This is a genomic window from Streptomyces sp. NPDC057565 (assembly GCF_042801455.1).
Taxonomy (GTDB): Bacteria; Actinomycetota; Actinomycetes; order Streptomycetales; family Streptomycetaceae; genus Streptomyces; species Streptomyces yanii.
This window is the reverse complement of the sequence record NZ_JBHVFU010000041.1, coordinates 69,633-83,450: the sequence shown is the minus strand read 5'-3', so window position 1 is coordinate 83,450 and position 13,818 is coordinate 69,633. Positions and strand designations below refer to the sequence as shown.

The window sequence follows — 13,818 nt, the reverse complement described above, 5'->3', positions numbered from 1 at the left end:
CAGACCCACCCCCCGCGCACCCTCGAAGCCCTGAAGAGCGTGATCGAGCAGCACGACAACATGATCGAAGCAGCCAGTAGTTAATTTACGGCTCCTTAACTACGGATTAGGCATACAGCTCCCGCGGATTCCGCGCCTACCTGCGACGCCGCGGCATCGGCCACACCACCCCGGAGAAAGCCGACCAGAGACGGCACCGGCACAACAGGGGCCGCCGCGGCGGCCGGCCGCCCGGCTTCGACCGCGAGGTCTACCGCCGGCGCAACACCGTCGAGCGCTGCTTCAACACCCTCAAACACTGCCGCGGGATTGCGACCAGGTACGACAAGACCGCCATCTCCTACGAAGCAGCGGTCAGCCTGGCGTCGTTCCTGCTATGGGCAAGATCCGTTTGAAGACGGACCCTAGCCCCCAACTGGTGGCAATTCGCGGCGAATTAGCGGGACCTGGTCCGCTGCTGCGGCCACCCAATCGCCTTGCTTGCGCTCTCGAGGGCCGGATCACCTTCCCCGGCGTCCCCTCAGTGAAGTGGACCCATTTGGTCGGGACTCCGAATCCGGGCAAGCTGTGGGGCGTCTGCGGCATGGCTCGTTCGATCCAATATCTCGACACCGCCATCGTCGCAGTCGGCACGGTCGAAGTCGAAGACGACGGCACTGCACGTCAGGCCGTCATCGACGGGTTCACCCTTGCCGTCGGCAGGGACGGAAGAGCAGAGCTTTCGGTCTCGGCCGGACGCGAGGTCGCCATCGTGACTACCCCAGCCTGACCACCAGTCAGCGAAGCTGCTAGGGAGGCCTCCATGAACGACACCGGAGCGACCGAGGTCCTCAGCCGGTCATGGCTCACCGCCCAACTCCTGCGGTCGGGAGTCGAAGCAGCCAGGCCCGGGAACGGGACATGGGTGTCGATCTCCTCGCCTACACCTCCAGCGCCAACTGGATGTTGCCCATCCAGTTGAAGACGGTCGGACTCAACGGCCTCACCGTCTTCCGGAAATACGTCGGGGAACCGGTCGCCCTCGCTTACGTCCTCCTCGGCGACCAGGACGGCGGCACGGCCCGGCGGACCGAGGTCAGTGCCTACCTGCTGACGCCCGAGGAAGCCTGGGACCTGCCGACGGCTCTGGGGCAGAAGTTTGAACCAAATTTCCTCAACACCTACCGCTTCAGCAGCCTCACCCGCCCGCTCGCCGAGAAGCTCGAAGCCCACCGCGTCCGGCCTGGAAGCTGGCGTGAGCGCCTGGGACAGCTCGCACCACCGCGCAGATCCCTGCCGCCGCTCGACTGACCGACTCACCCTCACACCTGGGGGCGGACCCGAAAGGGTTCGCCCCCAGGCGGCTTGCAGGGCCAGCAGGACCGCCATCACAGAACCATCTCACGGGCGACGCCGAGAAGCGCTGATCCAGCGTCACGGAGATGCAGTCTGAATCGTCGCAGTTCAGAGCCGGTATGCGGGCGCCTGCGGTCGGCAATATCGACCACCAGTAGAGCCGTGAATCTGCCCGGCCCCTCCATCCCAGCAGGCAAAGTGCGGCGTCGGGTGTCTGTCACGAGCCGAAGGCTGGACATCCGACCGCTAGTCGCAGTAGGAGGATGACACGCGCCGTCTCGAACAGGTGCGATTCATTTCGAGTGCCGGCCACGATCAAGCGCTCAGGCATGAGGACGGAGGCGTGCGGAGGAGTCCGCAAATCCGAGCGACCGATATGCTCAGGCCTGACCCAGGGGGACAAATGCCTAATAGCACTGAGCCGCTGATCGCTGGTCAGGTTCCACTGCACGAGATCATGGCTCGCCTGGCCTGCGAACGGCCGGTGTTCCACTCCGAGGCGGACCTGCGCCTGGCGTTCGTCCGCGCCCTGTGGACTCTGGCACCGGAAATCGCACCCCGTCTGGAAGTCGGCCAGCACCAGACCGGGCCAGTTGAGCTGCTCGACCTACTCTGTCTCGGCCCGCTCGGCACCACCGCGGTCGAGTTCAAGTACTTCACCGCCCGATGGACCGGCACCGTTGCTGACCACGGCGAACAGTTCGCCTTGCGCGCGCACAGCAGCGACGACGTGGCCCGGCAGCGGTACGTCAGCGATATCGAACGTCTTGAGCGGTTCTGCGCCCCCGCGCACTCGCGCAACGGTCTCGCGCTGATCGTGACGAACGCCGCCACCCTGTGGTCGCCGCCCCTCGTCCGCATGCAGCCAACACGAGACGCCGAGTTCCGGATCCACCACGGCCGGTCCCTCTCCGGGACTCTCCTATGGGGCGGGGGAGACTATCGCGCCAACACACGTGTCCTGCACGGTCGATACGAACTCCACTGGCGCCCATACGCCCAATTGAAAGGCAGGAACGGCGAGTTGCGGTATCTGGTCGTGGAAGTCACCTCTGGCCCGGCGCCGCAGGACCCCTGACCACGACTGCCTGCTCCTGACCCGGCCAATCCGCTCCCGGCCGCCAGCTATCTGATGCACGTGCGGGGCCAGCTGCATGCCCGCACCTGGTGCAGCGCACCAGCCGACGCCTGGAAAGCGTTGCCGGCGCCGCCAACTGACCGCCCTTATCTGCTCGAAGTCCACCCAGGAAGCAGCTTCACTCCTCCTCGTCCTCCGTCACACGCCACAGGTGACGCACCTTCTCCCGCTGTTCCAGCGCGATCGCCTCGATCTCGGGGCGGAGGCGCTCGTGGAGAGCCCGCGCGTACGCCAGAGCAGCGTCACGCTCCTTCGTGTTGGTCACTAACTGGGCTCGCAGCCGCTGGATCGACTCGTCCCGCTCACGGAGCTGCTCATAGAGGATCGCTGAGTCGAACGACGTCTCCAGTCGCTCCAGCAGCGCGCGGACGAGGACGGGAACCGTTTCGCGGATGTGATTCATCCGTGCCTTGTGATGGTTGTACGCGGAACCGCGGGAGACTGCCGCCACCTCACACAGGCTCACGATCGACACCGGCTTGTCCGCGGCCGCGATGACAGCGGCGGCCAGGACCAGCCGCGCGGGCACAGGTAGCTCAGCAAGGTAAGTCGTAGCGTCTGCGGTGTCCGCCGCCTGGCAGGCCACCGCGAACTCCGCGGCGGCCCGCTCGATGACCTCCAGGGCATCGGTCATGGTTTCAGCCCCAGGGCAGCGACGAGATAGCCCTCCAGCTCGACCGCGATCACCCGAACGAGCTCATCATCAGTCATGCCCGTGAAGTCGTCGACGACTTCAGGCATGGCAGCCGCGAACTTCAAAGCGCTGCGGTGCAGAGCGGGATCCATCTCCAACTCGATGCGGCGCCGCAGTTCGCTGCGCGCACGCTGGGCCTTCGTCATCGCCGAATTACGGCACTCGAACGGGCGGCACAGCCGGAAGTCCGCCGCCCCGTCTCCCCCGCACATCGCCCCATCCCGGCCGTACACGCAGATGGTGTACGGCCCCACCGCGATGTTGCTGTTGCGCCGGCCCGCTGCTATCGCACGGGCCGTGCTGTAGGGGGCGGGATTGGACAGAGCGGGCCCTTCACGCTCGATCACGCGAAGCAGACGGGGAACCCCTTTGCCGCGCAGGTCATCTGGGTCAAGCGCCGCGCTGTGCAGCACCCGGCCGATGTACTCATGCTGCAGCTCCACGGCGTCCTTCGGGTCCGCCAGGTGGATGATCTTGAAGACGTCCGCGTGGTAGCCCATCGCCACAGACTTGTGGTTCCACTGGCCGAAGTGGGCGGCGAGCGCGTTCCCCAGCGGGCGGGCGGCGTAGGCCTGCAGTGCCGTGATGCGCACCTGGGTAATGTTGACCTTCGTCACGTCCGCGAGGCGGGCCGGGGCGACCCCGCTGGCGTAGAGGCGCTCGGCGCCGTTGATGAGCCAGTTCATGAAGTTCAAGTCCAGATGGACTGTTTCGCGGGACGCACGTACCGACGCGGTGATGAGCTGGCTGTCGAACAGGACCCGTTCACCGGTCACGGTGCTTCGGGTCGGCTCCACCTTCAGGATCTCGTGCAGTTCCTCGATGCACTCGATGACCCGGGCGATCCGCGCGTTGATCTTCCATTTGGTCGGCTGCGGCGCCAGTCGGTTCTTGCTCTTGTAGCCGCGCATCTCAATGACTTCGTACTCTTCATCAGTCGGACGCTTCTTCGTTGTGCGCGTGACCGACCCGAACGGAACACAGGCAAGATCCTTGTCCCGCAGCCCGCACACCGCACCGAGGTAGTACATCGCGTAGTACACCAGGGCGCTCTGCCACATCTGCAGCTCATCCCGAGTGGGGAGAAGACGTCGGGTCCACGGAGCGGCGCCTTCACCCGATCGAAGGGGGAGCTCGGTGATCGGCAGCGGGCACGGGTTCCCGCCATCGACATCGAGATCATCAGGGCTGAACCGGCGCATGGCGAAACGCCCCCAGAAGAAGGCCTCGTCAGCGTCCGGGCACCCCAGCAGGAGCCCGAGTGCCTGGTGCGCGAGAGCGACACGGCCATTCTTCCTGCGCCCTGGCAAAGCCCCCGTGTCTTCCTTCACCTCGTACAACAGGTTCGTCATGGCGGCGTAGCCCTCTTCCTTGCCGAGAACACCATCACCGGGGGCGACGGTGTTCTCGGCCCACCAGCGCGAGTGGGCGAGGATGTCAGGGGCGATGTGATCGAACACCCACGCTACGAACCCGAGACAGCGACCGACATCCTCGTGGGGCCGGGTCCGATTGCGCCGCGGCGCCGGCCCGCTACCGAAGAGCAGCGTCGACTCGCGACCATCGAAGGGCTCGGTGCCAAGCAGCTCCGGGCGGTGCAACACCGTGCGGACCTGCCACAGGGACTTCAGCTGCTGGGCTCGGCCGCGCAACGTGCCCGGTGCGAGCTCGGCGCCCTTCAACTTCTCGTCTCGGTTCTGGGGCTGACTCATGAGGATCTTGACACGCTCCCAGCCGTCGGCGTCCGGCGTGAACAGACCGTGCTTGAGCATGACGCCCAGGGCGAGCCTCAACTGCTTCAGATTCGCCCGAGCAGTGACGAGTTTCACGGGCTCTTGCGACTCCGGCCACGTCTGTGCGACCGGGTCATCAGGTGCCCAGCGCAGGGCGAGCGCTGGATCGAGCTGCAGCAGCACCCACTCCTTCGCCGCTGTCCGCCAGGGCTCGGGGACCGCGTCGAAGTCAAAGTCCGTCTGCTGTCCCTGTTTCGTCGTCCAACTCCGGTGACCGCCCGTTCGCCAGCGGCTGGTACCGAAGAGAATGGGCTCTTCGATGTCGAAGCCGTTGGGGATGAGCATGCGAACATCCTTCCCCGGGTCGATGACGACGCTGGGCGCCTCCGCCGGCGCGGCGGCGAACGGGAGACGGACCACCTTCTGAGGGCTCTTCCTTGTGCTCACCGGCGCAACTCCGTATACAGGCCGTTGATGATCACGATGTGGCGCGTCAGATCCACCTTCGCGCGGACCGTATTGACGAGACTTCGGGAGAACTTCTCCAGCGACTTCGACGCGTAGTGATGCAATACGCTCGCCTCGCCGTTCTCCCACTCATCCGGATCGTTGTCGCGAATGATCTCCGTGAACGCGACCGTGGCAAGCAGCCCCGGCACATTGTCGGCCGTGCGATAGCCGCACGGGCAGGTGAAACACGCAGCCAGGCCGAGCGAGCAGGGCCTCTCCGGTTCGTCCGGGTCGTTCCCGCCGTTGCTGCACACACTGGCCTGCAAGTCGAGCAGCTTCTCCGGCTCCACCTGGGCAAGTTCCTGCGCCGGCCCGCTCGTCGCCACGCTGACCGGGGCATACTTCGCGAGCGCCGCGTCCAGCCAGTCGTTCTGCGCCTCCCCCGCCAGCTTCGTGAGGGTGTGGTCGGGCAGGACGTTCGCAAGGTAGTGCAGCCGGGTCCGCTCGCTGTGGCCCTGCACGTCGGCGTTGGGATCCTTCGCGATGGCGCGTTCCAGCGACTTGTTGCGCAAGGCCCGGAAACGAAGCCCGAGGCCACGGCGGTCCACATCGGGGTTCGGCCAGTGCTCGTCGAAAGCGCTGTTGCGCCAGCCGTGGTGGATGCGGGTCGTCGGCAAGATCTCGGCTTTGCCCGGATCGTCGCGATGCTCGATGTACAGCTTGTTGACGATCTCCGGGACGTCCTCGTCGCCAACGAGACTCTCAGCGCGAAAGTGCCGGGAGAAACGGGTCAGACCGGTCAGCGTTTCAACGACCCCTCCGAGCGAGTACATCGACTCAATGCGCACCGGAACGTCGTCCTCGCTGTGGCTGCGCGCTTTGGCGGTCTGGAGCACCCCGTGGCGCGAGCCGGTGTAGAAGAGATCGCTGGGTTCGGTGCGCAAGATCGTGGCCAGGTTCAACCCCTCATTGTCCGCCAGGCACTGCAGGATCAATGCCGCGGTCAGCACCTCGATCGGCGGGTGCAGAGCTCTGCCGATCTCAAGCATGGTGGGACCGAGCATGCCGACAAACCTTTTACGGCCCCACGTCACGACAGCCCGGGGGTTCAAGAGCGTCCAGGCGATCAGTTTCGCGCGCGGCTCGATGGGACGCGGCACCCGCTCGGAAAGCGCCGGGTACCGCGCTCTCGCGTCGGCAATGAGGTCCGCCGCCCGCACGGACAGCCATGCCCGTTTACTGACGTCGACCCCGAAGTCAGCCAGGACCGAACGCTGCGCGATGAACGCCCCGGCAAAGATCCCCCGGGCGGACGCTTCGATGGCGTCGGCGACCTCATCCTCGTACGGCTCGGTCCTCGACTCGCGCACCATGTACGTCGTGTTGCTGAGAGCCTGGGCAAGCGCTTGTCCCCTCGGATGATGGACGCGCAGCACCCTGGCCAGGAGCTTGTTGAGGACCCGCTTCGTCGTGTCCCCGAAGTCGTCGAGAGCGTCCCGCAGGATCGGCAGCGTCACGACCGGGCTGGCGAAGTCGCGGACGCCCCTCGCCTCCAGCCGCACCAGCAGCCGGGTGCACGCCGAAGCGAGCCCGTTCAGCATGTAAGCGGACTCCCAGTCACCGTCCCCGTACACCTTCAGGCTGCGCGCCATGCCGACCAGCAGCTGCCGCGCCGCCGGAGTCGCCGGCAGCCCAGACCGAAGCGAGATCGATTGGCGCTCGGCATGAGCCGCGTCGCTGTAGGTGATGGTGAGGCGGTCTTCGTCGACGCTGTGGACGGCCTTGACATCATAGGTGTGGCTCGTGAAGCCACGCGTGCGGTGAGCCACTCAGCGCCTTCCCAGGAACTCGTCGAAAGGGATGTTCAAGAACCTGTGCGCATGCCGCAGATATAGCTTGGTGGACTCCTCGCTGCTGTGGCCCAGGCTCAGCTGGGCAATCTCGAGCGCGTCCCTGAGCTTCGCGGCCGTGTACGCCTCGGCCATATCCGGATGCACCCACGCGGCCACAGCCCCCTTGAAGATGCAGATGGTCAGATGCGTCGCGTACGTGTGCCGAAGGTCATGGGCCCTGAAGCGCTGAGGGAACTTCGGCTCCAGGTGCACACGCGCCCAGTCGCGAGCCGATGCGGTGATACGCCCGCACATGTCATAGCCGATCGGCTCACCAGTCCTGGTGTCGAGCCACATCAGCGGGCTCGACCCATCGATGTCGATCATCCGGTAGCGGAGCTCTTTATCCGTCTCCGTCCAGTCCCCGGACACCTCTCGGTCACCGGCCAGCGCCGTCCAGCCACGCCGATCCGCACGCACCAGACGCAGCGGATCCTTCGGCCGATAGCTTCGACCCAGCGAAGCAAGCTCGGTCCGGTGACCCGCAAGATAGTTGTGCACCTGAGCAAGCCGGTACGTGAAGGCGAGCGTCTCGCCGCCGGCGTCGCCCTTTGTGATGAAGTCAGGCACCGCGAAGTCCGTGAAGTCCTCCTCGGACTCGGGCGGGATCTCGTAATGCGTGATGGCCGCCAGGGTCCCCCTACGAAGGCCCGCGGCCAGCCCCAGACTGACAAGGGCGGCATCCCGGTCGACAGCCGCATTGGTGCGCTGACGCCCCCTGCTGTCGATCCGCAGAGCCGCCTGAACCAGGAGATCCGCGAACTCCGGAGTGATGGGCGTCCCCCGGCTCCCAGCCCGGCGCCTCGGCTGAAGCCCCTCCATCGCCTCGACGGACTGCCCGCTCTTGAGAAACACCCGCCGAAGAGTGAAAGGCAGCGGCACACCATAGGTGTTCAGCAGGAACTGGTGGAAGAGCTTGATCGTGACCCGCTGATCCTTCCACGTGGAGGACGCGACCAGCTTCTCCGGGTCATACTGACGCTGCCGGTAAAAGGCCTTCAGATCCTCCGCCGTGGTGGCAAAGACGTCGCTGCGGAATTCATCCGGATGGATCCGGTGACGCTCGTCGCGAAGGAACTGGATGTACGTGACCAAGCGCCGCGCATGAGCGACGCTCGTCTCCGATACCGGCTTGCTGTCATGCCGACGCTTCAACCACCGACACGCGGCCGTATGAAACCGCCCGTCGACCATGATCGACGGAGCGGCGACCGCCTCGACCGGGAGAGGCACCGCCCCAAGCGCGCGATTGAGTAAGTCGAGATCCGGCGAGCGACCGGGCAGAACGATCACAGACGACGTCATGCCACCTTCCCCTGGGCCTGGTGCATGCAGCGCAGGGCTGCTCCAGACAGCAGGGTGAGAGGTAAAGGCATCCCCTATGGCGACTTTTCACGTTCTTGCAAGATGCAACCTCGATCCGTGCTAAAGGCCCGCCACGACGAGACCGCCCCGGATCCGTCACGGGATCCGGGGCGGTCGCCACCTCAGGAAATGCTCACCAGCGGGCCGAGAGACAGGCCCCCTGCCGACTTCCACACCTCAGGCCGGGCAACTCGACCCTCCGGCGTCAGAGGCAGGAGACATGCGTCTTTTTCCGGAAATCAGCTGCAGCCGCTGGTCGAGCCGCAGCCCTCGCAGATGTAGCAGGACCCGGCGCGCTGCATCTTCGTACCGCAGGAGAAGCAGAGCGGCGCGTCCGCGCTGATGCCCAGCTGCATCTCGACGAGCTCCGCCGAGGTGTGCGCCGTCCTCGGAGCGGGCATCTCCGCCTCCTGCGGAGCGGCCACCGCCTTCAGCGGCTCCGTCCGGAGCGGGGCGGACTGGGCCAGGCCCTCGACGTCCAGCTCTTCGTCCTCGAGAGACGGCTCGTACGAACCGGTGTCGAGGTGGCGCTGACGCTCCTCGGCCGAGTGGATGCCGAGTGCCGAGCGGGTCTCGAAGGGCAGGAAGTCCAGCGCCAGGCGGCGGAAGATGTAGTCGACGATCGACTGCGCCATCCGCACATCCGGGTCGTCCGTCATGCCGGCCGGCTCGAAGCGCATGTTGGTGAACTTCGAGACGTACGTCTCCAGCGGGACGCCGTACTGCAGACCGACCGAGACGGCGATGGAGAAGGCGTCCATCATGCCGGCGAGGGTGGAACCCTGCTTGGACATCTTCAGGAAGACCTCACCGAGACCGTCGTCCGGGTAGGAATTGGCGGTCATGTAGCCCTCGGCGCCGCCCACCGTGAAGGAGGTGGTGATGCCGGGACGGCCCTTGGGGAGACGCTTGCGGACCGGTCGGTACTCGACGACCTTCTCGACCGCGGTACGGATGGTCTCCTCGGCCTTGGCCGTGACCTCGGCCTTCTCCTTCTCCTTGGTCTTCGCGGAGAGGGGCTGGCCGACCTTGCAGTTGTCGCGGTAGATGGCGAGCGCCTTGACGCCCATCTTCCACGCCTCGAAGTAGACCTCCTCGACGTCCTCGACGGTGGCCGTCTCCGGCAGGTTCACCGTCTTGGAGAGCGCGCCGGAGATCCACGGCTGGATGGCCGCCATCATGCGCACGTGACCCATCGCGGAGATGGAACGCTCGCCCATCGCGCAGTCGAAGACCTCGTAGTGCTCGGCCTTCAGACCGGGGGCGTCGATCACATTGCCGTGCTCGGCGATGTGGGCGACGATCGCCTCGATCTGCTCCTCCTGGTAGCCCAGGCGGCGCAGAGCCTGCGGAACGGTGCCGTTGACGATCTGCATCGAGCCGCCGCCGACCAGCTTCTTGAACTTGACCAGGGCGAGGTCGGGCTCGAGGCCGGTGGTGTCGCACGACATCGCGAGACCGATGGTGCCGGTGGGCGCGATGACCGAGGCCTGAGCGTTGCGGAAACCGTTCTTCGCGCCGAGGCGGATGACGTCCTGCCAGGCCTCCGTGGCGGCGGCCCAGATCGGGTTGTCCAGGTCGTCCATGTGGACGGCCGCGGCGTTGGCGTCGGCGTGCTGCTTCATGACGCGCTGGTGCGGCTCGGCGTTGCGGGCGTAGCCGTCGTAGGGGCCGACGACCGCGGCGAGCTCGGCGGAGCGCTTGTACGAGGTGCCCGTCATCAGCGAGGTGATGGCACCGGCGAGGGCGCGGCCGCCGTCGCTGTCGTACGCGTGGCCGGTCGCCATCAGCAGGGCGCCGAGGTTCGCGTAGCCGATACCCAGCTGACGGAAGGCACGGGTGTTCTCGCCGATCTTCTGGGTCGGGAAGTCGGCGAAGCAGATGGAGATGTCCATCGCGGTGATGACGAGCTCGACGACCTTGGCGAAGCGCTCGGACTCGAAGGACTGGTGGCCCTTGCCGTCGTCCTTGAGGAACTTCATCAGGTTCAGCGAGGCCAGGTTGCACGACGTGTTGTCCAGGTGCATGTACTCGCTGCACGGGTTCGAGCCGTTGATCCGGCCGGACTCGGGGCAGGTGTGCCACTGGTTGATCGTGTCGTCGTACTGGATACCCGGGTCGGCGCAGGCCCAGGCGGCCTCGGCCATCTTGCGGAAGAGGGACTTGGCCTCGACCTCTTCGATGACGTCACCGGTCATCCGAGCACGCAGCCCGAACTTCCCGCCGGACTCGACGGCCTTCATGAACTCGTCGTTCACGCGGACCGAGTTGTTGGCGTTCTGGTACTGGACGGACGTGATGTCGTCGCCGCCCAGGTCCATGTCGAAGCCCGCGTCGCGCAGGGCGCGGATCTTCTCCTCCTCCTTGACCTTGGTCTCGATGAAGTTCTCGATGTCGGGGTGGTCGACATCGAGAATGACCATCTTGGCCGCACGGCGGGTGGCGCCACCGGACTTGATCGTTCCGGCCGACGCGTCGGCACCGCGCATGAAGGAGACGGGACCGGAGGCGTTGCCGCCGGAGGACAGCAGCTCCTTGGAGGAGCGGATACGGGAGAGGTTCAGGCCGGCGCCGGAGCCGCCCTTGAAGATCATGCCCTCTTCCTTGTACCAGTCGAGGATCGACTCCATGGAGTCGTCGACGGCCAGGATGAAGCAGGCGGAGACCTGCTGCGGCTGGGGCGTGCCGACGTTGAACCAGACCGGCGAGTTGAAGCTGAAGATCTGGTGCAGGAGGGCGTACGCCAGCTCGTGCTCGAAGATCTCGGCGTCGGCCGGAGAGGCGAAGTAGTTGTAGTCCTCGCCCGCCTTCCGATACGTCTTCACGATCCGGTCGATCAGCTGTCGCAGACCGGTCTCGCGCTGCGGCGTGCCGACAGCACCGCGGAAGTACTTGCTGGTGACGATGTTGACCGCGTTCACCGACCAGAAGTCGGGGAACTCGACGCCACGCTGCTCGAAGTTGATCGAGCCGTCGCGCCAGTTGGTCATGACGACGTCACGGCGCTCCCACGCCACCTCGTCGTACGGATGCACGCCGGGGGTGGTGTGGATGCGCTCGATACGCAGGCCCTGCTTCGTCGCAGTCGACTTGGATCCCTTGGCTCGGGAACCTCGTGCCGGGCCGCTCGCCGTCTCTGTCATGCCGCCTCCCATATGTGGGCAAAAACGCCCTGAAGTGCCCAGAACTTCCCGGGGCACAGTGTGTGTCTGATGCTTCGGATGCCGCGCACAGCGCCCGGAGCAAGTTCCTGCAGCCGTCCTGCCGCTGATCTCACAGCCCTGTGTCGATCAGCCGGTGTCGCTCAGTCGGCGGCGACGGCGGGAACGGGAACCTCGAGAGTCCCTCTGGTCCCGCATCCCTCCACGGGAGACCGTCGCTCGCGGAGTTCCACGATCGCGGCCTCGAAGTCTTCAAGTGTGTCGAACGCCCGGTACACGGACGCGAAGCGCAGGTACGCGACGAGGTCGAGTTCCTGCAAGGGGCCGAGAATGGCCAGACCCACGTCGTGAGTGGTCAGCTCGGCGCTCCCGGTGGCGCGCACCGCCTCCTCGACCCGCTGGCCGAGCTTGGCGAGGGCGTCCTCGGTGACCGGCCGACCCTGACACGCCTTGCGCACGCCGGAGATGACCTTGGTGCGGCTGAAGGGTTCGGTCACCCCGCTGCGCTTCACCACCATCAGCGAGCAGGTCTCCACCGTGGTGAAACGGCGGGAGCAGTCGGGGCACTGACGGCGTCGACGGATCGACGTGCCGTCGTCGGTGGTGCGGCTGTCGACGACCCGGCTGTCGGGGTGCCTGCAGAAGGGGCAGTGCATGGCTCCGAACCCTCCTTCACGGCACGACTGAAAAGCCTCTTCAGTCCCCGTTGGGGGCCTTCGAAGCAGCCACAAGCATAGGCGATGGCCACGGCCGGATCGACCGGAGACCACAACTTCTGGGTGGCTGGAACAATCCAACCACTAGATCTTGGGTTTGGTTGCACATTTGGCCCTAGCGCGTGTCGCGCATCCCAGGCGGCCCGCAGGCAACGTGCGGCCGCCCACGAGGTTACGGGACACTCCCGGCCGCACGGATCGCGGGGCACCCGCCACCTGACCCGAACGGCCGCCGGAGGACCACCCCCCGTGGCAGCGGCGCGGCCGCGAAGGCTACCGTAATGGTCCGAATTGCCGGTGGCGCCGGATCGCCGCAAAGCGGCCCGGGCCTGGGCCGGAACGCAGCCGGAAACCCGCCCGGACCCCGCTCATACACCCCGCGGTGAACAGGGCACAGACTTTTATTCTTTTTTCACTCGAACGTGTGTTTGGCGCAACCTTTCGAAAGCTACTACCGTTGTCCAGCTAGGGAGACCATTCGAGAGGGGCCGACGTGACCACCACCGCAGACAGTGCCACCATCACTGCTCAGGACCGCTCCCAGAGCCGACTCCAGCCGGTGCATGCCATGAATGACTCAGTCACGAACACGGAGGGGTCGGAGCCGGCACGACCGGCACGCTCGCTCCCCGGCCGACCTCCAGGCATCCGAGCGGACAGCTCGGGGCTCACGGACCGCCAACGACGCGTGATCGAGGTCATCCGGGATTCCGTACAACGCCGGGGATACCCGCCATCGATGCGGGAGATCGGTCAGGCGGTGGGGCTGTCCAGCACGTCCTCCGTCGCCCATCAGCTGATGGCCCTGGAGCGCAAGGGCTTCCTGCGCCGCGACCCGCACCGGCCCCGGGCGTACGAGGTCCGTGGTTCGGATCAGCCCAGTACGCAGCCGACCGATACGACCGGCAAGCCCGCAGCATCGTACGTACCGCTCGTCGGGCGGATCGCAGCCGGTGGCCCGATCCTTGCCGAGGAATCGGTCGAGGACGTCTTTCCGCTCCCCCGCCAGCTGGTCGGGGACGGCGAGCTGTTCGTTCTGAAGGTCGTCGGCGACTCGATGATCGAGGCGGCGATCTGTGACGGCGACTGGGTCACCGTCCGCCGCCAGCCCGTAGCGGAGAACGGCGACATCGTGGCCGCGATGCTGGATGGCGAGGCCACCGTCAAGCGCTTCAAGCGGGAGGATGGCCATGTATGGCTGCTCCCGCACAACTCCGCGTACCAGCCGATCCCTGGCGATGAGGCAACCATCCTCGGCAAGGTCGTGGCAGTGCTGCGGCGGGTGTGAAGAGACACCTGCACGGACAGGGCCCCGGGATCCGCTACGCCGGTCC

General features: G+C 66.1%; 10 protein-coding genes and 1 pseudogene. 5 read left to right on the top strand and 6 right to left on the bottom strand.

Features of this window, described 5'->3' with window-relative positions:
- Positions 1-110: 110 nt before the first annotated feature.
- The 4 genes and pseudogenes from ACFU8W_RS38660 to ACFU8W_RS38645 all read left to right on the top strand — a co-directional run.
- Positions 111-395: pseudogene (locus ACFU8W_RS38660) on the top strand (IS5/IS1182 family transposase); the annotation flags it as partial.
- Positions 377-769, top strand: coding sequence for a hypothetical protein (locus ACFU8W_RS38655; RefSeq protein WP_384047932.1), 393 nt, complete (start codon positions 377-379; stop codon positions 767-769). The pseudogene ACFU8W_RS38660 and the gene ACFU8W_RS38655, both read left to right, overlap by 19 nt.
- Before the next feature lie 131 nt (positions 770-900).
- Positions 901-1,290 (top strand): hypothetical protein, encoded by a 390-nt coding sequence (locus ACFU8W_RS38650; RefSeq protein WP_384047929.1) that lies wholly within the window; start codon positions 901-903, stop codon positions 1,288-1,290.
- 448 nt (positions 1,291-1,738) lie between these two features.
- Positions 1,739-2,413: a hypothetical protein gene (locus tag ACFU8W_RS38645; RefSeq protein ID WP_384047926.1), complete on the top strand. Its 675-nt coding sequence runs from the start codon at positions 1,739-1,741 to the stop codon at positions 2,411-2,413.
- A 178-nt stretch (positions 2,414-2,591) separates the two neighbouring features.
- On the opposite strand, the gene ACFU8W_RS38640 is transcribed toward ACFU8W_RS38645, so the two are convergent.
- The 6 genes from ACFU8W_RS38640 to nrdR all read right to left on the bottom strand — a co-directional run bounded on the left by ACFU8W_RS38640 (position 2,592) and on the right by nrdR (position 12,424).
- On the bottom strand, positions 2,592-3,107 hold the full coding sequence (locus ACFU8W_RS38640) for a hypothetical protein (RefSeq protein WP_384047923.1): 516 nt from the start codon (positions 3,105-3,107) through the stop codon (positions 2,592-2,594).
- Entirely contained in the window at positions 3,104-5,083 is a 1,980-nt protein-coding gene (locus ACFU8W_RS38635) for a hypothetical protein (RefSeq protein ID WP_384047920.1), read from the bottom strand. The genes ACFU8W_RS38640 and ACFU8W_RS38635 overlap by 4 nt, the downstream gene beginning before the upstream one ends.
- Before the next feature lie 260 nt (positions 5,084-5,343).
- Complete coding sequence (locus ACFU8W_RS38630) at positions 5,344-7,179, bottom strand: hypothetical protein (RefSeq protein ID WP_384047917.1); 1,836 nt, start codon at positions 7,177-7,179, stop codon at positions 5,344-5,346.
- The gene (locus tag ACFU8W_RS38625) at positions 7,180-8,547 is read right to left on the bottom strand and encodes a hypothetical protein (RefSeq protein WP_384047914.1); all 1,368 of its coding nucleotides are present in this window, start codon (positions 8,545-8,547) and stop codon (positions 7,180-7,182) included. It abuts the gene before it with no gap.
- Between the two features lie 299 nt (positions 8,548-8,846).
- Positions 8,847-11,750, bottom strand: coding sequence for a vitamin B12-dependent ribonucleotide reductase (locus ACFU8W_RS38620; RefSeq protein WP_345514347.1), 2,904 nt, complete (start codon positions 11,748-11,750; stop codon positions 8,847-8,849).
- 161 nt (positions 11,751-11,911) lie between these two features.
- Complete coding sequence (gene nrdR / locus ACFU8W_RS38615; protein WP_384047911.1) at positions 11,912-12,424, bottom strand: transcriptional regulator NrdR; 513 nt, start codon at positions 12,422-12,424, stop codon at positions 11,912-11,914.
- A gap of 553 nt (positions 12,425-12,977) precedes the next feature.
- Between nrdR and lexA the strand changes: the two genes are divergently transcribed.
- Positions 12,978-13,772, top strand: a complete 795-nt coding sequence (lexA, locus tag ACFU8W_RS38610; RefSeq protein ID WP_345514349.1) for a transcriptional repressor LexA — start codon at positions 12,978-12,980, stop codon at positions 13,770-13,772.
- Positions 13,773-13,818: the final 46 nt, after the last annotated feature.

Bases quoted from the DNA above. Each gene is read 5' to 3' on its own strand.
- ACFU8W_RS38645 (WP_384047926.1), top strand. From the start codon at position 1,739: ATGCCTAATAGCACTGAGCCGCTGATCGCTGGTCAGGTTCCACTGCAC.
- ACFU8W_RS38620 (WP_345514347.1), bottom strand. From the start codon at position 11,750: ATGACAGAGACGGCGAGCGGCCCGGCACGAGGTTCCCGAGCCAAGGGA.
- ACFU8W_RS38655 (WP_384047932.1), top strand. From the start codon at position 377: ATGGGCAAGATCCGTTTGAAGACGGACCCTAGCCCCCAACTGGTGGCA.
- ACFU8W_RS38650 (WP_384047929.1), top strand. From the start codon at position 901: ATGGGTGTCGATCTCCTCGCCTACACCTCCAGCGCCAACTGGATGTTG.
- nrdR (WP_384047911.1), bottom strand. From the start codon at position 12,424: ATGCACTGCCCCTTCTGCAGGCACCCCGACAGCCGGGTCGTCGACAGC.
- ACFU8W_RS38625 (WP_384047914.1), bottom strand. From the start codon at position 8,547: ATGACGTCGTCTGTGATCGTTCTGCCCGGTCGCTCGCCGGATCTCGAC.
- ACFU8W_RS38640 (WP_384047923.1), bottom strand. From the start codon at position 3,107: ATGACCGATGCCCTGGAGGTCATCGAGCGGGCCGCCGCGGAGTTCGCG.